Below are 21,527 nucleotides of genomic sequence, written 5' to 3'. Positions count from 1 at the left end.
GGTGCAACTGCACCGGCTTTTTTCTGTCTGAGTTTTCCGGATAGGTGAGGCGGCGCGTCAAATCTGCGGCGCCCCTCATGGTTCGGCGGTTTACCCGCCTGCTGGCCACAAGAGCCTTTTGCATCTTCCCCCTCGATCCCCGACAATTCTCACTCTTGTGAAGTGACGGAAATGGCTAGCCTTTTCCCTCGCCCCCTCTCATCCACAGGCGGGAATTGCTCATGTTTACCCTCTACCACTCCAATCAGCTGGATCTGCTCAAAGAGCTGCTGGTGAGCCGCATCCGGCAGGCCCCTCTCTCTCACCCCTTCGATCGGGAGCAGATCCTGGTGCAGAGTCCGGGCATGGCCCAGTGGCTCAAGCTGGAGCTGGCCAAAGCCTTCGGCATTGCCGCCAATATCGACTTTCCGCTGCCCGCCAGCTTTATCTGGGAGATGTTCACCCGGGTGCTGGCAGATGTACCGCGCCAGAGTCCCTACAACAAGGGCTCCATGAGCTGGCAGCTGATGACCATTCTGCCTGCCTTGCTGGAGCGCCCCGCCTTTGCCCCGCTCGCCGCCTATCTGGGCGGGGGAGATGAGGAGGATTCCGCCAGGGATCCCGAGCAGGTGCGGCTGTGGCAGCTCTGCCAGAAGGTAGCGGATCTCTTTGACCAGTATCTGGTCTACCGGCCGGACTGGATCGCCCGTTGGGAAGAGGGGGAAGGATTGAGTCAGGAGCTGGCCGGGGTGAGCGGTCAGGATTGGCAGCCCGAACTGTGGCGCGAGCTGGTGGCCCGCACCCTGGCGCTCTCTCCGAGCGGTTACCACCGTGCCAACCTCTACGAGGAGTTTATCCACGAGCTGGCGCGTACCGCCGATCTGCCGGGCAAGCTGCCGCAGCGGGTCTTTGTGTTCGGCATCTCGGCGCTGCCGCCGCGCTATGTGGAGGCGCTGCTGGCCCTCGGCAGTCGGCCTGAGGTGGAGGTGCACCTGTTCGTCACCAACCCTTGCCGCTACTACTGGGGGGATCTGCTGGATCGCAAGACCCTGGCACGCCTCGAGAACAAGCTCAAACCCGGCACCGATATCGAGACATTGCAGGGCCCCGCCAACCCGCTGCTCGCCTCCATGGGCAAGCTGGGACGCGACTACCTGCATCAGCTGATGGAGCTGGAGGTGCCGCAAATCGAGGCTTTCGTCGATATCGACGAAGTGGATGGCAAGGGCAATGTCAGCCTGCTGCGCGCCATCCAGAAGGATGTGCTGGAGCTGGCCGAGCGAGGCGCCGGTCAGTTCGATCTCGACAGCAGCCATCACAAGAGCCCGATCGATCCGGCGGATGGATCCTTGCAGATCCACGCCTGCCACGGCCCGATGCGGGAACTTGAAGTGCTGCACGACCGGCTGCTGGCGCTGTTCGAACAGGATCCCACCCTCACCCCGAAAGATGTGGTGGTGATGATGCCGGATGTGAATAGCTACGGCCCCTATATTCAGGCGGTGTTTGGCGCGCGCGGTCAGATCCCGTTTGCGGTCTCGGATCGGGCGGCGAGTCAGGAGAGCCCGCTGCTGCAAAGCTTCCTCGCCCTGCTCAGGCTGCCCAACGCTCGCTTCGGGGCAGGGGAGCTGCTCGCCATTCTCGAGGTGCCCGCCGTGCTGCGCCGTTTCGAGCTGGATGACGACGAGTTCAACCAGCTGCGGGTCTGGGTGCAGGAGACCGGCATCCGCTGGGGGCTGGATGACGGCTACCCTGTCCGGTTCGATCTGCCGCCCATGTCCGGCAACAGCTGGCTGTTCGGCCTGCGCCGCATGCTGCTCGGTTTTGCCATGGGGGATGGCGAGCCGGTGGCGGGCATCCTGCCCTACGCCGATATCGAGGGTCAGCAGGGGCTGGCGCTCGGCAAGCTCGCCTGGTTTGTCGACTCGCTGGCCGAGTTTTTGCCCCAGCTGCAACAGGCGCAGCCGCTGGCCGAGTGGAATGCCTGCCTGCTGGCGCTGCTGGAGCGCTTCTATCTGGCCGACGAGGATGAAGAGCGTCAGCTTCAGCTCATTCGCAGCCAGCTGGCCGAGTGGCAGACCCGGCTTGGCGAGGCCCGCTTCGAGCAGCCCATTACCGCCGACCTGTTGCAGGACTACCTCGGCAGCGTGCTGGGGGAGTCCCGATCCAGCCAGCGCTTCCTCGCCGGTCAGGTCAACTTCTGTACCCTGATGCCGATGCGCTCCATCCCCTTCAAGCAGGTCTGCCTGCTCGGCATGAACGACGGCGTCTACCCGCGTACCCTGGCCCCCATGGGGTTCGATCTGATGGCGGTGGCGTCGCGGCGTGGGGATCGCTCCCGTCGTGATGATGACCGCTACCTCTTCCTCGAGGCGCTGCTCAGCGCCCAGCAGGGGCTCTATATCAGTTATCAGGGTTTCAGCGCGCAGGACAACAGCGACAAGGTGCCCTCCGTGCTGCTGGCGGAGCTGATCGACTATGTGCGGCAGGGCTTCGTGCTGGCGGGGGATGAGGATCTCGATGACGAAACCTCCGGTAAGCGGCTGCTCAACCACCTGATGGTGGCGCACCTGCTCACCCCCTACAGCCGCAACTACTTCTATCCGGAACCGGGTTCGCGCCTCTTTACCTATGCTGCCGACTGGTTGCCTGCCCTCAATCCGGTGCGCGGCGCGGCCAACTTCCAGAGCGGCGAGCTGCCTTTACCTCCCGAATGGGGCAAGGAGCAGGGGCTGGAGCTGGCGGAGCTGCTGCGCTTCTATCGCCAGCCCACCAAATATTTCCTCAACCGCCGTCTCAAGGTGTGGTTTGAGCTGAACGAAGCCAATATCGAGGACAGCGAGCCGTTCGAGCTGGATGGCCTGCAACATTATCAGCTGAAAGATCTGCTGCTCGATGCCCATCTGGCGGAAGGTGAAAGTACCGAGCGTCGCGAGCGGTTGCAGCTCACCGGCCTCTTGCCGCAAGGGTGGTTCGGCAGCCTGCTGCTGGACGATCTGGATGCCGAGATGGGCAAGCTGGCGGATCGGCTGCGGCCATGGGTTGCTGCCAATGAGTCAGAAAAACAGGCGGTGGAGATCGATATCTCGCTGACTCAGGGTCAGCTGCAAGGGTGGATCGACACCCAGAAGGGACGCTTGCTGGTGGTCAAACCCGGCAGCTTCAACGGCAAGGATCTGCTGCTGGGCTGGATCCAGCACCTCTGCCTCTCATTGAGCGGCGCCCCCGGCGACACCCTGCTGTTCGACGCCAAACAGAGTCTGCGGTTAGCCAAGCTCGCTGCCGACGAGGCGCGCCCCAAGCTGGCGGCGCTGGTGGCGTGCTGGGCGCAGGGGATGAAGCGGCCGCTGCCGTTTTTCCCCAACACTGCCTGGGATTGGCTCAAGGCGATCGAGAAGGATCCCGACAAGCCGGAGGCGGCCGACAAGGCGGCCCTCACCCGTTTCAACGGCGGCTGGATGATCAATGGGGAGGGGCAAGACGTTTACGTTGCCCGCTGCTTCCCCGAACTCGATGACGAGGTGCTGGGGCAGTTGCAGGCGCTGGCCCGCGAACACCTGACCCCGCTGCTCAAGACCCTGGAGGAGCTGAAATAATGGCTAACCCGCTCAATACCCTGCGTTTTCCCCTCCATGGTGAACGACTGATCGAAGCCTCCGCCGGTACCGGCAAGACCTACACCATCGCCGGCCTCTACCTGCGCCTGCTGCTGGGCCACGGCCCCATGATCGGTGAGGGCGCCGATGCCGGTCAGCCCAGCGCCCACGAGCGGCCGTTGTCAGTGACCGAAATTCTGGTGGTGACCTTTACCGAAGCGGCCACCGCCGAGCTGCGCGGGCGGATCCGCGGTCGTATCCACGAGGCGCGGCTCGCCTTTATGCGTGGTTATAGCAATGACGCCCTGCTGAACATGCTACTGGCCGAGGTGGACGATCACGAACTGGCGGCCCGTCGCCTGCTGGCTGCCGAGCGGCAGATGGATGAGGCGGCGGTCTTTACCATCCACGGTTTCTGCCAGCGGATGCTGAAACAGAACGCCTTCGAGTCGGGCGCCCTCTTTGAAACCGAATTTCTCACCGACGATAGCCAGCTCAGGCTGCAGGCGGTGAGCGACTACTGGCGATCCGAGTTCTATCCGGTGGATAAAGCCCTCGCCAGCGCGGTGCGCGCGCTCTGGCCGAGCCCCGCCGCCCTGCTGCGGGAGATGGGCAGCTGGCTCGACAACAGCGAGCTGGAGATCCACCCCGCGCTGGGGGACGAGACACTCGCCGCCCGCCATCAGGCGGCCATGAGCCGCATCGCGGCGGTGAAGAGTGAATGGCTGGCGCAGATGGACGAGATCCGCCGCCAGACGGATGGGCAAGTAAGCCGCTACACCGGCAAGAACTACGAAGGGTGGCTTGCCAAGATAGCCGACTGGGCACAGGACGAAAGCAGTGGCTACGCCATCCCCAAGGAGCTGGAGCGCTTTGGCCAGACGGTGCTGGAGGAGAACCTCAAGAAGGGGGGCTCTGTGCCGACCCTGCCGCTGTTCAGTCAGATAGACGAGCTTCTGGCCCGCCGCCCCGGTATTCGGGATCTCATCCTGCAACGGGCGGCCAAAGTAGTGCGTAGCCGGATGCAGGCCAGCAAGCGGCAGGCCCATCAGCTCTCGTTCGATGACCTGCTCAAAGATCTCGACGGGGCGCTCGGCTCCAGCCTTGGCGAGCGGCTCTGCGAGCGCATTCGCGCCACCTACCGGGTGGCGATGATAGATGAATTTCAGGATACCGATCCCCAGCAGTACCGCATCTTCCACCGTCTTTACGGTGGCCATAGCGACACGGCGCTCTTGATGATCGGTGACCCCAAGCAGGCCATCTACGGCTTTCGCGGCGCCGACATCTTTACCTACATTCAGGCGCGGCGAAATGTGAGCGCCCACTACACCCTCGGGCGCAACTGGCGCTCCAGCAGTGCGCTGGTGGGGGCGGTCAACGGCCTGTTCGAGCGGGCAAAAGATCCCTTTATCTACGAGGCGGATATCCCCTTCCTGCCGGTGGAGGCGCAGGGCAAGAGCAAGGCGCTGCTGCTCGATGGTGCCACCGCGCCCGTGCTCCACTGCTGGCAGCTGACCGGCCAGCCGACCTTCAACCGGGGGGATTACCAGAGCAAGATGGCGCGCGCCACCGCCGCCGAGATCCACCGCCTCTTGGCCCAGGCCCGTGAGGGCAAGGCGCAGATCGGTGACAAAGCGGTCAAGGCCGGAGATATCGCCGTGCTGGTGCGTACCGGCGCCGAGGGCAAGCTGGTGCAGCAGGAGTTGGCGCGGCTCGCCATCGCCTCCGTCTATCTGTCGAACCGCGAGAGCGTGCTGGAGCAGGTGGAGGCGCGGGAGATCCTGCTGATCCTGCACGCTTGCCAGAACCCGAGCGAAGAGCGCAGCCTGCGGGCGGCGCTCGCCACCGGGCTGTTCGATCTGGATGCCAAGGCGCTCGATGGGCTGGCCAGCGACGAGCGGGCGTGGGAGGGCGCGGTGCAGGAGTTTATGGAGTACCGATCGATCTGGCACCGCCGCGGCGTGCTGGCGATGCTGCGGGCCCTGCTGCATCGGCGCAATCTTGCCTCTTCGCTGTTGGCGAGCCCCTATGGCGAGCGGCGGCTGACCAACTTCCTCCATCTTGGCGAGCTGCTGCAACAGGTGAGCAGCGAGCTGGACGGGGAGTACGCCCTGCTGCGCTGGCTGGGGGAGGCGGTGAGTCGCCCCAACGGGCAGGATGCGGAGCAGGTACTGCGCCTCGAATCCGAGCGGAAATTGGTGCAGATCGTCACCATCCACAAATCCAAGGGGCTGGAGTACCCGCTGGTATTCCTGCCCTTTATCTGCAGCCACAGAACCGCCGAGACCCCGCTCTATCACGAAGCGGATGAGGCGGGCAATCGCACCATTCTCGATCTGACCGGCGCCGACTCGTCGCTCGCCGAAGCGGACAGGGAGCGCCTTGCCGAAGATTTGCGGCTGCTCTATGTGGCGCTGACCCGGGGCGTCTACGCCACCTGGCTGGGGCTGGCGCCGGTGCGGGCAGGTGCAGGCAAGTCGGAGAAGACCGACCTGCACCACACCGCCATCGGCTACCTGCTGCAAAAGGGCGAGGAGGGGGATGCGCAGACGCTGGCGACCGCCCTCACCGAGCTGTCTCAGGCGCTGCCCGGGGTGGCCGTCGGTGAGCCCTCGCTCACCCGTCCGGCCCCGCTGCCACCAGAGGAGGAGCAGTTGGGCGAGCCGCAGGTGCGCCACTTTAGCGGCTCCCTTGAGCGGGACTGGTGGATCAGCTCCTACTCCGGGCTGGCGGCGCAGGGCCACGGCCACAGCAAGGGCGTGCTCGCCAATCCCGGCTTCGATGATGAGGTCGTCACCGAGGCGGCTGCGCTGGCTTCCGAGCAACCTGAAGAGGCGCCCCAGCCCTCCATCTTCACCTTCCCGAAAGGGGCGCGCCCCGGCACATTGCTGCACAGCTTGTTCGAGACCATCGACTTTCAAAGTGCCGCTGGCGAGCCGCTGGCAGAGCATGTCGCCACCCTGCTGGCGCAGGATGGTTTTGACGAGTGTTGGGCCCAAGTGCTGCAACAGCAGGTCGAAGCGGTGCTGGATACCCCGCTGGAAACAGGCTTTGGCGAGCCGGTGCGGCTGCGGGATCTGGCGCCCGAGCGCAAGCAGGTGGAGCTGGAGTTCTTCCTGCCCATGGGGCGGGTGACGGCATCGGCGCTGACCGCGCTCTGCCAGCAGCACGACCCGTTGTCGCGGGGCAACAAGCCGCTGAGCTTTGCCACAGTGCAGGGGATGCTTAAGGGCTTTATCGATCTGGTGTTCGAGTGGCAGGGGCGCTGGTATCTGCTCGACTACAAATCGAACCACCTCGGCATGAGCCCCGCCGATTACAGCCGTCCGGCGCTGGAGCGGGCGATGGCCGAGCACCGTTACGACCTGCAATACCAGCTCTACTCGCTGGCGCTGCACCGGCTGCTCACTTTGCGCCTGCCGGGCTACGACTTCGAGCAGCATTTTGGCGGCGTTTTCTATCTGTTCCTGCGCGGCATGCCGCAGGGGGGCATTTTCCATACCCGCCCGAGCCGTGAACTGGTGCTGGGGCTGGATAAGTTGTTTCGCGAAGGCAGTGAGCTGCCAGCAGCGGGATCCCAAGCATTTAACGAGGTAGAGGCATGAGCGGCACCATGATCAGCACCGCAACCAGCGCAATGATGGTTGAACGGCTCAAAACACTGGCGCTGGCTGGCCGCATCCGCCAGCTGGATCTGCAATTTGCCAGGCTGGTGGCCGACCTTGGCGGCAGCCCCGAGCTGGTGCTGGGGGCGGCGCTCACCTGTTTCGAGTTGGGCCGTGGCCATGTCTGCCTGCCGCTGGAGATGCTGGCGAACGGATCTTTGCGCCCGTTCGGGCTGGATCCCCAACAGAGCCGGGATCTGTTGCTGGATCTGGCGGAGCCTGCCCGCTGGCCCGCCCTGTTTGCGGCTAGTCCCTTGGTTGGCACCGAGCAGGATGAGGGGCTAACCCCGCGCTGGCCGCTGCGGCTGTGGCATGGGCGGCTCTACCTCACCCGCTACCACGATCACGAGCAGGGCGTAGCCCGCCATCTGCGCGCCTTGAGTGAACGCGCCGAATGGCCGGAGATTGCTCCCGCCCTGTCGCGGTTGTTTGCCCGCGACTACGGCCTCGTGTTTGGGGCGCTGCTCAAAGCCCGCCTCGCCCCCGACTTCTCGGTCCGCCACTTTATCGAGAAGTATCTGGATCTGGTGTTCCCGAGTGAAGTGGATTGGCCCGCCATCGAGGCGCTGCTGGCCAGCGCCCAGGCGGCGAGCGACTTGAGCAAGCTGGATGCGCTAGTGCCCGAGGCGCTCTGCTGCAACGGCCAGAAGCTGGCGGCGGCCACCGCGGCGGCGCGCCCCTTTGCGGTGATCTCCGGCGGCCCCGGCACCGGCAAGACCACCACGGTCGCCAAGCTGCTCGCCATTCTGGTGGAGACCGGCCTGCAAGCGGGCAAGGCCCCGGCGATCCGGCTGGTGGCCCCCACCGGCAAGGCGGCGGCGCGCCTGACCGAGAGTATCGGCTCCGCCCTGCAGGCCCTCGATCTGCCCCCCGAGTGGGTGGAAGCGATCCCCACCGAAGCGGGCACCCTGCACCGGCTGCTCGGGGTCATTCCGGGGCGCAGCCAGTTTCGCCACCACGCGGGCAACCCGCTGCACCTCGACTTACTGGTGGTGGATGAGGCCTCCATGGTCGACCTGCCGATGATGGCGCGCCTGCTCGATGCGCTGCCCAGCCACGCCCGCCTGATCCTGCTCGGCGACAAGGATCAGCTCGCCTCGGTGGAGGCGGGGGCCGTACTCGGCGATATCTGCAGCTTTATCGAACAGGGCATCAGCCCGGCGCAGGCGGAGTGGCTCTCTCGCCAGACCGGCTACCGCTTGCAGGGCACGCCCGCAGGGGCACCGGTGCGCGACAGCCTCTGCTTGCTGGCCAAGAGCTGGCGCTTTGATCAGCACTCCGGCATAGGCCAGCTGGCGCGCGCCTGCAACAGCGGCGATGCCACGGCGGTGGAATCAGTCTGGGGCATGGGCTTTGCCGATATCAGCCTGCACCCCTGGGCGGGGGAGGCCTACGACGCTCTGATTGCCCAGGGGGTAGCCGGTTATGGCAGCTATCTGCAGGCGGCCCGCGCGGGGGAGGCGCCCGCCGCCGTGTTCAAGGCATTCAACAGCTTCCAGATCCTCTGCGCCCTGCGCGACGGCCCGTTCGGCGTGCTGGGGCTAAACGAGCGGCTCGAACTGGCCCTGTCACGGGCTGGCCTGATTGCCCGTGATGGCGACTGGTATGCCGGTCGCCCGGTGATGGTGGTGCGCAACGACCACGGGGTCGGCCTTTACAACGGCGATATGGGGCTCTGCCTGCCCGATGAAACTGGCCGGTTAAAGGTATGGTTTGAGCAGCCGGATGGCACCCTGCGGGCGCTTTTGCCCAGCCGGCTGCCGCCCCACGAGACGGTCTATGCCATGACCATCCACAAATCCCAGGGCTCGGAATTTACCCATACCGTGCTGGTGCTGCCCGACAGCCCCAGCCCGCTGTTGACCCGCGAGCTGGTCTATACCGGCATCACCCGCGCCAAGGCGAAACTCGATCTCTACGGCGATCGCGCCCTGCTGGCACAGGCAGTACGGAAAAAGACCGAGCGTTATTCCGGTTTGGCGGAGAGGTTGGGGGTGTGATTGATGGCGGCGGTAAAGGGATTTACTACTGCTGATGTACATATCGCCCAATAGATAGAAAATCATGAGAGGTGAATATGAAAATAGCCAATAGTCATATTTTAATTTTCATTTTACGGTGGGAGTCTTAATGAAGCTTTCAATTAAAATACTTGCTGTATTATTTATATCGTTAATTCCAGTGGTGCTTTTTTATTTTCCGCTCATCTTGAGAGGTCTCTTGGATACAAAGAAGACCTATTCATTGAAATATCTAAACTACTATCACCCTTAATGTTTTCAATAGTCATTTTGATTGTAAATACAATGATTGAAGACAGTAAAATAAAATCGTCAGAAAGAAAGGAAGCTATCGCAAAGTATAACAAAGTCATAAACCAATATAATGAATGCGTGTTACTACAATCTAGAGTCTATGAAAACAAATACTTAGAATATAGTTGTGTGCGTGAAGTGATATATCATTTCACTAATCTTTATTATCCAAATAAAATTTTTTCACTATGGAAATCTCTATCTACTGAGTATGGTGATGTCAGTAACTCGACTGATTTCAGGCAAGAACTTCGTAATTTATGTGTTGAAATAATTTCTACAAGTAGAGATGAAGAAACACATAAAAATTTTATTGAATATATTTCATCTACAAAAATATCCCCTTTTGAGGCAAGAGTTATTGATAGCGAGATGGAATTATTTTTCAATACATCTCTACATAGGTTAATAAATGAAAGGCATCGTAAGGATATAGTTGGTGTAGCTGGCAAATTTATTTCTAACGGTGGTGATAGCTTCAGGTATTTAAAGAAGTTTAATTGTTCTGTGTCTGAGCTTAAAGAAAATCAAACTAGTGACTCATTGTATGGAGTAATATGTGATTTGTTCTTTCTGTATGAGGTGTTAATTTTTGAACTCTATATTTTTGAGAATGCACTTAAAATTACTCAATCTGAATTTCCATCTCATATTCGAGAGCTTTCAGTTCAATATAAAAACTTAGATGATTTTATTGAGTTATTACCTTTTAATACACCTAGTGATTTAGAGGATGACTTTAGATTGAAGATTATACCTGCAAGGTTATCTGTAATGGGAATTCCTATTAATGAATAATTTTACGTCTTGTCGAATGTTGTGTGACCGAGCGTAAAAATCCAAAAGTTTACAGTGGTGAGTAGAATTGCACCTCTCATATTTATATTGCAAAATGGTGAGATACTTTTCATTTTTAATGATAAATCAGGCAGTAAAATGACAATTTATAGTTTTGAAAACGAGCGTCGCAAGGCAAAGTTGCTTGGCGCTGGTATTATACTCTTGAGTTTTATATGGCTGGCAAACATATTGTTTCAATGGGTTTTGTCAGATAAGACAGTGATTGCTGACTCGGTTCCAGAGTTGCTCACCTATATTACTATCAGTGCACTGTTTGGATTGGTTGGTGCGATATTTACTGCTTTTCGGTGTCCCAGTCGCGACGCATTAAAACATATCACAAAAGCCTTTGGTTATTGTTTTTTTATGATGTTTATATCGTCATGGAGTGGCTATGATATGTACGTCTATTTTTATCCAGATAGAACTATTAGTTATGACACGGAATATAAAGTGGTTCACCCCGGACCATCCAAAGGTAAAAGCGGGCATTGTGAGGCAGGCTTAAAGATAAAAGATAAGCATACTGGGTATTGGTTCAATATTTGTTACAGTAATAATAAGCTTGGAAAGGAACGGATTCGGGATCATGGTGAGGTATGGGTGAAAACTCGGGTTAATGAGGCTGGGTCATACCTGGAGAGCTACAAGGTATATCCAGAAAAATCTTACTTTTCTATCCCCTCACCGCCAACCGCTCTCCAGCAACTAAATAAGAGGGTAATCTCGTTCCCGCGCCCAGGTTAAGTTTCTCCAATCGAACCGGTGTGGCTGGCGATCATATTTCCGGTGCCGCTTTATCCCCTCTCCCTCCGGGAGAGGGCAGGGTGAGGGCGAGTAGGGTGCAAAGAACGAAGTGAATTGCACCGCTGCTATTTATCTGCCAAAAGGTGTAATGCGCTGCGCTTATTACACCCTATATCCAACCAACACACGACAGGATGTCATTGCTTGAGACTTGAATTTAACACCATCGATCTGGATCGGGATTACGAGCTCTGTGTGCAGGCACGCAGGGATGCCTATTTTTGCAGCTTTCATACCCATGATGGTTTTGCCGACTTTATCGACGGCTATCGGGAGCGGATCCGCGAAAGGCTGGGGCAAACGCAATGGCACTACCTTCATGTCTGGGCGGGTGAACAACGGGTGGGCCAGCTGGAGTTTCGCAGTTTTTCCGATGAGCCCGAGACCGGTTATGTGCAGCTGATTTATCTGTTCCCCGAATATCGTGGCATTGGCTTGGCTGCCGTGTTGCAGGCCTATATTCGCCAGCAGTTGCTGGGAGCGGGTTGTAAATGGGCGATCCTCTCCGTGAGTCGCACCAATGTGCGAGCCTTGAATCATTACCGGCGCTTTGGCTGGGTATTTCTGCGCCCCAATCCAAAACATCAGGAGACGGATTTTTATCGGCTGACTCTGGCCGAGTGACCTCTGTGGGGGCCCCTGGGTATCCCCTCATTTATTCCCATCCTCCAAATGACTGAATCGTGAGTTAAATCCGGTAAATGGGGCGCGCTTGAGCCACACTTATGGCCACCCTGATTCAGCCTGCGCCGTGAGTGGCCGATAACCGGGGAAACGGTGGTGCGGTGGGGTTCTGGCTGACAGATCTGTTGCAATATGCCAAGGTAGCGCCTCACGACAACTGCGCGATTCCCCGTGGTGGCGCGGGGCGGAAGAACAAGGATAACTGCTATGGTGCAGGACAGTGACACGATCAGGATCTCGGATGTCAGCGAGGCCGTGGTGCATGGCATTCTGGAGGTGACCAGCGATGGCATCTGGGATTGGCATGCCAATACCGGTTTTGTCTATCGCAACCCGGGCTGGTACCGGATGCTGGGTTACGAGCCTCACTCCCTCGGCAATACCGTCTTCACCTGGGAGAACGTGATCCACCCCGACGATCTGGCGGCAGTGATGGCGAAGTTCGATCTCTGTCTGAGCGGCAGCGCCCATGAGTATCGTGCCGAGTACCGTTGCCGCTGCCGGGATGGCAGTTACCTCTGGATTGAGGATTGCGGCCGGATCATTGAGCGCAATCCCGATGGCTCTGTGGCGCGGATGATCGGTGCCCATCGCGATATCCACGCCAGCAAGTTGTTGCTGGAGCAGCTGGAGCGGCGCAATCAGTCGCTGGAGCAGCAGGTTGCCGAGCGTACCGCCGAGCTGGTGCGACTCAACGAGGCGCTGCAACAGAAAGCCGAGGAGAACCGTCTGTTGGCAGAGACCGATGCCCTGACCGGCGCAGCCAGTCGCTATCGGCTGGAGCGGGCGTTGCAGCTGGAGTGCGAGCGGGCGCGCCGCTTCCATCAGCCGTTTACGGTGATCGCCATGGATGTGGACAACTTCAAGCAGATCAACGATAGCTATGGCCACAACGCCGGGGATCAGACCCTGATCAACATAGTGGCGCTGGTGCGCCGTCATATCCGCGAGATCGATCTGCTGGCCCGCTGGGGTGGTGACGAGTTTATGGTGTTGTTGCCCAACACCGGCCGCGAGGATGCGCTGGTGGTGGCGAGCAAGTTTCAGGCATTGATGGCGAGCGAGCCCATCTGCCCCCATGCGCCCGCTACCATGAGCTTCGGGCTGGCGGAGTATCAGCAGGATGAGCAGAAGGAGAGCCTGATGGTACGTGCCGATCGGGCGCTCTATCAGGCCAAGCAGCTGGGTAAAGACCAGATCTGCTAACGCGGGGTACGGAAAAAGAGCAGTAAAAAGGGCCGCAGGTTTGAAACCTGCGGCCCTTTTGTATTGTTACTGACTCGGCGCGACTTAGAAGTGGTAGCGCAGACCCAGCTTGAAGGTATCCAGAGAGTAGTGCTCGTCACCCAGGCTCAGGGCGTCGAACTGGCGCTCGTAACCGATACCGGCAGAGAAGTGGTCGTTGAAGGCGTAGTCCAGACCTACTTCCAGATTGGGGTGTACCTTGCTCTTGGTTGCGCTCTTGCTTCCCTGACCGCTGAAACCGAGGAGAGTGGCGTTGCCGACAACTTCCACTTCGGTGCGGGTGTAGGCGATGCCCGGTTTGGCATAGGCGCTGAAGCCCCAGGCCAGCGGCTGGCTCAGCTTGGCGGCCAGGCTGATGCTGCGGGTTTCGATGGTGGTGTCGGCAAAGCCGGTTGCAATCGGGGAGGTCACCCAGACCAGCTGATCCATCTGTTGGGCGTGCAGGCCACCTTCAACGGCTAGCCAGGGTTTGAAGCTGTAACCCACGATCAGGCTGCCGCCGTCGAGTTGGTCATCGATGAGCTTGGCGTCATAGGCGTCTTTGGCTGCACCATCGAGATCCATCTTGGAGGTGGTCAGATCCAGACCTGCATACCAGCCTTCGGCATGGGCGCCGCCATTCATGGCCAGAGCAAGCAGGGAGAAAGCGGCAATTTTATTAAACTTGTTCATGGATAAATAACCTTGTGTTGCGTGAACTGCGTGTGATTTATATTGCTCAATCCATGAAGCTTTTTATATTTCCGTCATTGCTCTGCTTTCACAGAGGGGCCGCAGTATAGTCAGCGAATTTCTGAATAACAAGAGAGTAATTTCCCCATTCTTCTAAATATGACTGGCTGCAAGCAGGGACATTTTGTTTAATAAATGGTGTTATTAGAGTTTTAGCTTTATTGAGGTTTAAATAATTAACTGGTGAGGCAAATGACAGGCTGAGAGTTCGGTTTTGGTTCTATGTGATTGATTTGTATCGGCATTAAATTTTCATTCGAGCGTAGCCGTGATGAGTTGTCTAAAAATTGGCATCTCAGATGTCACTGATTGGCATCAGGTTCTTTTCGATGATTTTTTGAACGTATCACAAGGTGAAACCGTGAGAAAAAAATCTATCTTTTTGCCTGTTTTTTGCACTTTTTGAGGTTTGGGATTGTTCCCATTGTGACTTTTGGTGGTCTTTTGAGGCTGTTTATGCGTAGGCCATGTTGCCCACCAGATGAGTGGGTGGGTTCTTATGGGTGGCTTTTCTCTTTACCCGATAGCAGTTGTTGGGGTGGGCATGTGGTGTGATAAGCAGATATGGGTCGTGCGGCCTGATTAATTTTGTTTGCTTATATACACAAGCCATTTAAAAGATAGGTTTTTGGAGTTTTAAATAACTTTATTATATTCGTTTTTATATTTAACGAAGCTTTCCAAGCAAGCCATTTAAATATATTGAATGGCAATGAAACGCTATTGATGATCGTTTAGGATACCTTGCCAGAGAGGTCGTAGTGGCTGGCGCATCAGTGGGCGGCGGGTGGCCGGTGACACTTCCCCTTGCCGGGGCCCTTGACCTGACCTGCGAATTCAGGGAAAAGAAAAGGGCGGTGCTATCAGCGCCGCCCAATGCCAGGAAAGAGAAAAAACCTTACGGTTTAAAAGATAAAAATTTGGAAGCAAACAATCGATTTCTCAACCAGGAAGGGTCTTGAATTCGATACGTTTCGATTATGCGCGATGTTCTATGCAGCACTAGCAAAATGTTTGCGGGTTGAAAGATATGCACTGTCTGGTGTCAGATTTTGCGACCTCATCGTTCAACTGGTCTGTCCTGATGGGCGTTATAGGCGATTTTTTCTCTAGGCTGTTTTTTCGGTGTCAATATCTGAGCCTTGAAGGTAAAAACAGGTCAGAAGCTGACTCGGCATAACCATGCAATGAAAGTGCGATAACAAGGAAGAGTGGCATGACCTACAGCCAGACCCTGGCCAACAATATTCTCGACACCCTGAAGAAGACTCTGACCGACAAGGGGATCCGCTATCAGACCCTGGCAGAAGCCATGGGTGTCTCCATCGCGACCGTGAAACGGATGATGAACAAGCCCTCGCTGCCGTTCGATACTCTGCTGGAGATCTGCCATCTGGTGGGGCTCTCGTTCGAGGAGTTGCTGGATCGCACTCAGGACGCCCAGAGCCGCCGCGCCGTCTTCACTCAGGAGCAGGACGAGGCGTTTCACAACGAGCCGGGGCTCTACGCCTTTCTCGCCAATATCTTCTGGCGCGACAAGACGCTGATCGATCTCAAGCGGGAGTACGGCCTGACCGATGCCTCCTGCTACCTTTATCTGCGCAAGCTGGAGAAGCTCGGCATTTTGCAGCTCGGTATCGACAACAGTTACCACTTCCTGATCAGTGAGCGGATCAGCTTCGAGCAGCACAGCCGTTTCGCCCGCCAGCAGGCGCGGCAGGCAATGTCGGTACTGGGGGAGTATCTGGTGGAGAACATGCACAAGTCGAACAACTATATGGCGCTCTGCCAGCTGCACCTCAACGAGGGGGAGGCGATGGCGCTGATCGACCGGATGAAGGAGTACTGGCATCAGGAGATCAAGCTCAACCGCCCCGCCATCGGTCAGCAGGAGCACGCCAAGACCTACACCATGTCGCTGCAACTGGCCGATTGCGGTTACCAGAGCTTCGACGACATGATCCCCAATATCGACAACTGATCCCGGCGGATCCTGCGGGATCCGCTCTGTTGGCTGGAGTCTAATCGGCGACCCGGGTTTGTTGCAGCTTGCCTGCGATCGGTTGCAGCGCCCGGGTATCCAGACAAATGCGGATGGCATCCGGCCGCCAGTGCTCGATATCGCAATCCACCAGACCGCCTCGCTCGTCGTAGTTGACCCGCACCAGCCGCAGCACCGCGCTCCCCTCCGCCAGATTGAGGGCGCGGGCGATGGCGCCGCGCGCCGCCGAGGGGGTGATCTCGAGACTCGCCCCACCCTGGCCTATGCCATAGCGCTGCTGATAGAGCTCGGTGAGGGAGCTGGCCAGCGGCGCACTGGCGATATCGGGAAAGCGGCTGGCCAGCAGATGGTGGCTGACATGCAGCACAGGGCGGCCGTCGATCAGGCGCTGGCGGCGGATCTCGTAGAGCGGTGTGAAGGGATCCAGCCCCATCCAGCGGCAGAGCTCACTGCTGGCGAGCTCGCTACCGTGGGCCAGCACCCGGGTTTCGGCGGTACGCTGCTGCTCGCCGATCCACTGGTGAAAGTGGGTGTGGATGGCGGGATCGTAGGTGAGGCGGGGTGGTGCCACAAACCAGCCGCGCCGCTCGGCACGGTAGATAAGGCCGTCCGCTTCGAGGCTGGAGAGCGCCTCCTTGATGGTGATGCGGGTGGTGGCAAAACGCTCGCTCAGGGCCCGTTCGGCGGGCAACTGCTGCCCGGCTCCCAATTGGCCGCTGCCGATATAGCGGCGCAGGGTCTGGCAAATCTGTTCGCACTTGGAGGAGGAGCGGCCATCGGCCATGCTCTGTTCGTTCACTCTCTGCTCGCTCAATCTCGGCTCGGTCACACTCTTGTCCCTGTTGCTTATTCAGAAGGCGGGTGGCTGGCCAATCCCTTACTGGAATAGTCCAGCCTCACTCGGGTTCAGAGTTGTAACCGCTGTGGATGACAGCGCCATGACAGGGTGATTGTCATCAAACTGCCATTAAAGCGCCCCGCCACCGTCACAATTCCCCTCTAGCATCCCTCTCGAACCTTAACTGACCTAGTCCAGAGGGATGGGATGATGAAAAGCGTGATCGCAAGTGCACTGGCCATGGTGGCCATCAGCCAACCGTTGTTTGCCACAAATAGCTATGCAGCCGAAAATATCGCGGATCTCGAAAAGGCCGCCCGTGGCGAAGGCCAGCTCCACAGCATCGGTATGCCCGACAGCTGGGCCAACTGGAAGGATACCTGGCAGCAGCTGGGCAGCATCTACGGCATCAAGCATCAGGATACCGACATGAGCTCGGCGCAGGAGATCGCCAAGTTCGCCGCCGAGAAGGCCAATGCTACCGCCGATATCGGCGACGTGGGTGGTGCCTTCGGCCCGGTTGCGGTCAAGCAGGGTGTTACCCAGCCCTACAAACCTTCCACCTGGGCCGATATTCCCAACTGGGCCAAGGATGCGGACGGTCACTGGATGCTGGCCTATACCGGCACCATCGCCTTCCTGATAAACAAGGATCTGGTCAAGGCCGCCCCCACCAGCTGGCAATCCCTGCTGGGTGGTGACTACAAGGTGACCCTGGGTGATGTGGGCGTTGCCTCCCAGGCCAACAACGGCGTGCTGGCGGCGGCCTATGCCACCGGCGGCAGCGAGAAGAATCTGAAACCGGCACTGGAGCTGTTCGGTCAGCTGGCCAAACAGGGCCGCCTGTCGCTGAACGATCCGACCATCGCCAACATCGAGAAGGGCGAGGTGGAAGTGGGTGTGCTGTGGGACTTCAACGCCCTCAACTACCGCGACCAGATCGACCCCAAGAAGTTTGATGTGGTGATCCCGAGCGACGGCTCAGTCATCGCCGGTTACACCACCATCATCAACAAGTGGGCCAAGAACCCCAACGCCGCCAAACTGGCCCGTGAATACATCCTCTCCGATGCCGGTCAAATCAACCTGGCCCGTGGTTACGCCCGCCCGATCCGCAGCAACGTGACCCTGCCGGATGATGTGAAGGCCAAGCTGCTGCCGGCCGAGCAGTACGCCAATGCCAAGCCGGTGCAGGATCACGCCGCCTGGGAGCAGAGCTCCAAAGCCCTGCCGCGCCAGTGGCAAGAAACCGTCATGATCAACATGCAGTAAGGGAATCCAGTGCAACACAAGGTGATAGTGGTACTTGTGGATGGTCTGGCAGCCGAGGTAGCCCACACCATGGGCTACCTCGGTGGCATGGTGGAGGCGGGGCGGGGCCTGCATACGACCCTGAATGCTGCCCTGCCGTCTCTCTCCCGACCTCTCTACGAGTGCATCCTGACCGGCGTGCCGCCGGTGGTGAGCGGCATCACCCACAACGGGGTGAGTCGCCTCAGTCTGCATGACTCCATCTTCCATCTGGCCCGCGCCGCGGGCAAACGCACCGCAGCGGCGGCCTATTACTGGGTAAGCGAACTCTACAACCGCAGCCCCTGGCTGGCGGCCCGCGATCGCTTTACTCACGACGAGCAGTTGCCGATCCAGCACGGCTGCTTCTACTGGGATGACAACTACCCCGACAGCCATCTGCTGATGGATGGGGAATGGCTGCGAACCCAATACGATCCCGATTTTCTGCTGATCCACCCGATGGGGGTGGACGATGCAGGCCACAAGTTTGGCCTCGACTCCCGCCAGTACCGCAATCAGGCGCGCCGCATGGACAGCCTGCTGGCCGATCTGCTGCCCCAGTGGCTGGCGGAGGGGTATCAGGTGGTGATCACCTCGGATCACGGTATGAACAACGACCTGAGCCACGGCGGCACCCTGCCCGAAGAGCGCACCGTGCCGCTCTGGCTGTTTGGCGATGCCTTCGTCGAGCGCTGGCCGGATGGGGTAGTGATCGCCCAGACCCAGCTCTGCGCCCTGATGGCCGATCTGCTGGGCATTCCCCACGACAAGCCGGCAGCGCCACCGCTGCTCAAGGCCGCCTTTATGCGCGAGGTGCACTGATGATGCCTGCCACCACCGAGATCCTCGCGGATCAACCCGTGGCCACCAAGCACAAGGTGCGCCGCCACTGGCTGCCCGCACTGGTGCTGCTGCCGTTTATTCTCTTGATGATCCTGTTTCAGCTCTCCCCCATGGTGTGGGTGCTGGTGGGCAGCTTTCAGACCCCAGATGGTTGGGGCCTCGACTACTACCGGGAGATTTTGAGCTCCCCCTTCTACCTGCAATCGTTCGGCAACTCGTTGCGCATTGCCGGTATCGCCAGTCTGGCGGGGCTTGCCATCGGCACCCTCGGGGCGGCGGCGCTGCGTCACAGCGGTGAGCGGGTCAAACGGCTGCTGCTGGCCTTTGTCACCATGACCGGCAATTTCAGCGGGGTGCCACTAGCATTCGCCTTTATCATCATTCTCGGCATCAATGGTGCAGTGACTCTGCTGCTGAAATCATGGGGATTGATCGACGGCTTCAACCTCTACTCGGGTAGCGGCCTTATTCTCATCTACACCTACTTCCAGATCCCGCTCGCCCTGCTGCTACTCTACCCGGCGTTTGATGCGCTGCAGGATGAGTGGCCGCAGGCTGCGGCGCTGCTCGGCGCGAGCAAGGGGCAGTATGTGTGGCACGTGGCACTGCCGGTGCTGACGCCTGCGCTGCTCGGCACCCTGATCATCCTGTTTGCCAACGCGGTGGGGGCCTATGCCTCCGCCTACGCCCTCACCACCGGCAACTTCAATCTGGTGACCATCCGGGTGGCCAGTCTGGTCTCCGGCGATATCTTCCTCGAGCCCAATATGGCGGCGGCGCTGGCGGTGATCCTGATGGTGCTGCTGGGAGTGGTGACCGCCGCCAACCAGTGGCTGCTGAAAAAGAGCTATGTGAACAAGGGGCAATCCCATGCATGATTTGACGCCGCGCTGGCCCAAGTGGGTGCTGGGTGGGCTGGTCGCCACCCTGCTGCTACCGCTGCTGGCCACGTTTCTCTACTCCATCTCCACCCGCTGGGGGGCGACTCTGCTGCCGGACGGCTTCACCCTCGACTGGTATCTCAAGCTGTGGGGCGATCCGCGTTTTCTGGCGGCGTTTGGCCGCAGCCTCCTGGTCTGCTTCGTCACCCTGCTGCTGGGGACCCTGGTGCTGGTGCCGACCGTGCTGGTGGTGGCCTACTACTTCCCCAAGCTGGATCCCTGGATGAACCTGCTGATCCTGCTCCCCTTCGCGGTGCCGCCCGTGGTCTCGTCGGTGGGGCTGCTGCAGATCTACGCCGATGGTGTCCTGCCCATCATCGGCACACCGTGGATCCTGATCGGTACCTGGTTCACCGTGGTGCTCCCCTTCATGTACCGGGCGCTGGCCAACAGCCTGCAAGGGGTACCGCTCAGGGATTTGATGGATGCTGCCCATCTGCTGGGGGCCAGTAGTCGGCGCGCCTTTCTGCTGGTGGTGATCCCTTGTCTGCGCAAGGGGCTGCTGGCAGCCCTGTTTCTCTCCCTCTCCTTCCTGCTCGGCGAGTTCGTGTTTGCCAACATGCTGGTGGGCACCCGCTACGAGACCCTGCAGGTTTACCTCTACAACATGCGCGCCACTTCGGGCCACTTCACCAGTGCGCTGGTGATGAGCTACTTCCTGCTGACCCTGCTGCTCACCTGGGCGGCCAACAGATTTCATCGGTGATCCAAGATGTTTCATTTAGAAGTGAATCAACTGCACAAATCCTACGGCGATACGCCGGTGTTCGAGGGGATCGAATGCGGCATCCGCAAGGGGGAGCTGGTGACCCTGCTCGGCCCCTCCGGTTGTGGCAAGTCCACCCTGCTGCGGGCGCTGGCCGGGCTCACCCCGGTGGATGGCGGTCAGGTGCGGGTGGCCGGTGAAGAGATCACCTGGCAGGCGCCCCAGAAGCGGGGCATCGGCATGGTGTTCCAGAGCTATGCGCTGTTCCCCAACATGACGGTGTGGGACAACGTCGCCTTCGGCCTCAAGATGAAACCCCAGCCGGGGCGGGAGCTGGCGGCCAGCGTGCAGGAGGCGCTGGCGCTGGTGGAGCTGACCGGTTTCGAGCGCCGCTATCCGGCCGAGCTCTCCGGCGGTCAGCGCCAGCGGGTGGCACTGGCCCGGGCTTTGGTGGTGCAGCCGCGGATCCTGCTGCTGGACGAGCCGCTCTCGGCGCTTGATGCCCGCATCCGCCGCAGCCTGCGCCAGCAGATCCGCGAGATCCAGCAGCGGCTCGAACTCACCACCATCTTCGTGACCCACGATCAGGAGGAGGCGCTCACCATGTCGGATCGGATCTTCCTGATGAACAAGGGATCCATCGTCCAGAGTGGCACGCCGGAGGAGATCTATACCCGTCCCGCCAGCGAGTTTGTGGCGGGTTTTATCGGCAACTACAACCTGCTTGGCGCCGAGCAGGGCAAGTCGCTGTTTGGCCCCCGTTTTCAGGGCAAGCTGGCGCTGCGGCCTGAGTCCATTACCCTGCTGCCCGCAGGGGCGGCCAGCAGCGAGCCCAGCCTGCCCGGCATCATTCGCCAGCAACAGCTGCTCGGCAACGTCATCCGCTATCAGGTGGAGTGCGAGGCGGGGCTGTTGACGGTGGATTGCCTCAACCGTTCGGCTGGCGATCTGCTGGCACCCGGCAGTGCCGTGACCCTGGCGGTGGCCCGGGATCAACTCTGTGAGGTAGCATGACGCCTCGTTTCATTTTCGTTGTTA

At 59.4% G+C, this 21,527-nt stretch carries 16 protein-coding genes; 14 read left to right on the top strand and 2 right to left on the bottom strand.

Features of this window, described 5'->3' with window-relative positions; translation table 11 throughout:
- Positions 1-221: 221 nt before the first annotated feature.
- The 7 genes from recC to AB5Y76_RS16245 all read left to right on the top strand — a co-directional run bounded on the left by recC (position 222) and on the right by AB5Y76_RS16245 (position 13,095).
- Positions 222-3,575, top strand: coding sequence for an exodeoxyribonuclease V subunit gamma (gene recC, locus AB5Y76_RS16275; RefSeq protein WP_263718892.1), 3,354 nt, complete (start codon positions 222-224; stop codon positions 3,573-3,575).
- Positions 3,575-7,183 (top strand): exodeoxyribonuclease V subunit beta, encoded by a 3,609-nt coding sequence (gene recB / locus AB5Y76_RS16270; RefSeq protein ID WP_263718894.1) that lies wholly within the window; start codon positions 3,575-3,577, stop codon positions 7,181-7,183. Before recC ends, recB begins: the two co-directional genes overlap by 1 nt.
- On the top strand, positions 7,180-9,243 hold the full coding sequence (gene recD / locus AB5Y76_RS16265) for an exodeoxyribonuclease V subunit alpha (protein ID WP_263718896.1): 2,064 nt from the start codon (positions 7,180-7,182) through the stop codon (positions 9,241-9,243). Before recB ends, recD begins: the two co-directional genes overlap by 4 nt.
- Positions 9,244-9,549: 306 nt before the next feature.
- On the top strand, positions 9,550-10,356 hold the full coding sequence (locus tag AB5Y76_RS16260) for a hypothetical protein (RefSeq protein ID WP_263718897.1): 807 nt from the start codon (positions 9,550-9,552) through the stop codon (positions 10,354-10,356).
- Between the two features lie 57 nt (positions 10,357-10,413).
- The gene (locus AB5Y76_RS16255; RefSeq protein WP_263718898.1) at positions 10,414-11,145 is read left to right on the top strand and encodes a hypothetical protein; all 732 of its coding nucleotides are present in this window, start codon (positions 10,414-10,416) and stop codon (positions 11,143-11,145) included.
- Between the two features lie 204 nt (positions 11,146-11,349).
- The gene (locus AB5Y76_RS16250; protein ID WP_139463673.1) at positions 11,350-11,829 is read left to right on the top strand and encodes an N-acetyltransferase; all 480 of its coding nucleotides are present in this window, start codon (positions 11,350-11,352) and stop codon (positions 11,827-11,829) included.
- Between the two features lie 267 nt (positions 11,830-12,096).
- Entirely contained in the window at positions 12,097-13,095 is a 999-nt protein-coding gene (locus AB5Y76_RS16245; protein WP_058057085.1) for a sensor domain-containing diguanylate cyclase, read from the top strand.
- Positions 13,096-13,179: 84 nt separating this feature from the next.
- Here the strand turns inward: AB5Y76_RS16245 and AB5Y76_RS16240 are convergent, their stop codons facing one another.
- Positions 13,180-13,806 carry a porin family protein gene (locus tag AB5Y76_RS16240; protein ID WP_129503096.1) on the bottom strand — a complete coding sequence of 209 codons (627 nt, stop codon included), beginning with the start codon at positions 13,804-13,806 and terminating at the stop codon, positions 13,180-13,182.
- Between the two features lie 821 nt (positions 13,807-14,627).
- Between AB5Y76_RS16240 and AB5Y76_RS16235 the strand changes: the two genes are divergently transcribed.
- Positions 14,628-14,828 (top strand): hypothetical protein, encoded by a 201-nt coding sequence (locus AB5Y76_RS16235; protein ID WP_139126133.1) that lies wholly within the window; start codon positions 14,628-14,630, stop codon positions 14,826-14,828.
- Positions 14,829-15,082: 254 nt separating this feature from the next.
- Positions 15,083-15,847: a helix-turn-helix transcriptional regulator gene (locus tag AB5Y76_RS16230; RefSeq protein ID WP_005336490.1), complete on the top strand. Its 765-nt coding sequence runs from the start codon at positions 15,083-15,085 to the stop codon at positions 15,845-15,847.
- 40 nt (positions 15,848-15,887) lie between these two features.
- Here the strand turns inward: AB5Y76_RS16230 and AB5Y76_RS16225 are convergent, their stop codons facing one another.
- A complete protein-coding gene (locus tag AB5Y76_RS16225) occupies positions 15,888-16,697 on the bottom strand; it encodes a UTRA domain-containing protein (protein ID WP_263718906.1) in 810 nt (269 codons plus the stop codon).
- Positions 16,698-16,916: 219 nt separating this feature from the next.
- Here AB5Y76_RS16225 and AB5Y76_RS16220 point away from each other — a divergent pair, with 219 nt between their 5' ends.
- The 5 genes from AB5Y76_RS16220 to AB5Y76_RS16200 are packed head-to-tail and all read left to right on the top strand — an operon-like array spanning position 16,917 to position 21,503.
- Complete coding sequence (locus tag AB5Y76_RS16220; RefSeq protein ID WP_005355254.1) at positions 16,917-17,978, top strand: ABC transporter substrate-binding protein; 1,062 nt, start codon at positions 16,917-16,919, stop codon at positions 17,976-17,978.
- 9 nt (positions 17,979-17,987) lie between these two features.
- On the top strand, positions 17,988-18,821 hold the full coding sequence (locus AB5Y76_RS16215; protein WP_263718908.1) for an alkaline phosphatase family protein: 834 nt from the start codon (positions 17,988-17,990) through the stop codon (positions 18,819-18,821).
- A complete protein-coding gene (locus tag AB5Y76_RS16210; protein ID WP_263718909.1) occupies positions 18,821-19,720 on the top strand; it encodes an ABC transporter permease subunit in 900 nt (299 codons plus the stop codon). Before AB5Y76_RS16215 ends, AB5Y76_RS16210 begins: the two co-directional genes overlap by 1 nt.
- Positions 19,713-20,489, top strand: coding sequence for an ABC transporter permease (locus AB5Y76_RS16205; protein ID WP_263718910.1), 777 nt, complete (start codon positions 19,713-19,715; stop codon positions 20,487-20,489). Before AB5Y76_RS16210 ends, AB5Y76_RS16205 begins: the two co-directional genes overlap by 8 nt.
- 6 nt (positions 20,490-20,495) lie before the next feature.
- Positions 20,496-21,503 (top strand): ABC transporter ATP-binding protein, encoded by a 1,008-nt coding sequence (locus AB5Y76_RS16200; protein ID WP_263718911.1) that lies wholly within the window; start codon positions 20,496-20,498, stop codon positions 21,501-21,503.
- The last annotated feature ends 24 nt before the right edge of the window (positions 21,504-21,527 follow it).

Source organism: Aeromonas sp. R1-2, from assembly GCF_040908505.1.
In the GTDB taxonomy this organism is placed as follows: domain Bacteria; phylum Pseudomonadota; class Gammaproteobacteria; order Enterobacterales; family Aeromonadaceae; genus Aeromonas; species Aeromonas veronii.
The sequence above is the reverse complement of the archived record's forward strand: the minus strand, read 5'-3'. Positions and strand labels throughout refer to the sequence as shown.

Excerpts from the sequence above, each read along its gene's own strand:
- AB5Y76_RS16260 (WP_263718897.1), top strand. The coding sequence starts at position 9,550 with ATGATTGAAGACAGTAAAATAAAATCGTCAGAAAGAAAGGAAGCTATC.
- AB5Y76_RS16230 (WP_005336490.1), top strand. The coding sequence starts at position 15,083 with ATGACCTACAGCCAGACCCTGGCCAACAATATTCTCGACACCCTGAAG.
- AB5Y76_RS16200 (WP_263718911.1), top strand. The coding sequence starts at position 20,496 with ATGTTTCATTTAGAAGTGAATCAACTGCACAAATCCTACGGCGATACG.
- AB5Y76_RS16210 (WP_263718909.1), top strand. The coding sequence starts at position 18,821 with ATGATGCCTGCCACCACCGAGATCCTCGCGGATCAACCCGTGGCCACC.
- AB5Y76_RS16240 (WP_129503096.1), bottom strand. The coding sequence starts at position 13,806 with ATGAACAAGTTTAATAAAATTGCCGCTTTCTCCCTGCTTGCTCTGGCC.
- recC (WP_263718892.1), top strand. The coding sequence starts at position 222 with ATGTTTACCCTCTACCACTCCAATCAGCTGGATCTGCTCAAAGAGCTG.
- recB (WP_263718894.1), top strand. The coding sequence starts at position 3,575 with ATGGCTAACCCGCTCAATACCCTGCGTTTTCCCCTCCATGGTGAACGA.
- AB5Y76_RS16245 (WP_058057085.1), top strand. The coding sequence starts at position 12,097 with ATGGTGCAGGACAGTGACACGATCAGGATCTCGGATGTCAGCGAGGCC.
- recD (WP_263718896.1), top strand. The coding sequence starts at position 7,180 with ATGAGCGGCACCATGATCAGCACCGCAACCAGCGCAATGATGGTTGAA.
- AB5Y76_RS16205 (WP_263718910.1), top strand. The coding sequence starts at position 19,713 with ATGCATGATTTGACGCCGCGCTGGCCCAAGTGGGTGCTGGGTGGGCTG.
- AB5Y76_RS16220 (WP_005355254.1), top strand. The coding sequence starts at position 16,917 with ATGAAAAGCGTGATCGCAAGTGCACTGGCCATGGTGGCCATCAGCCAA.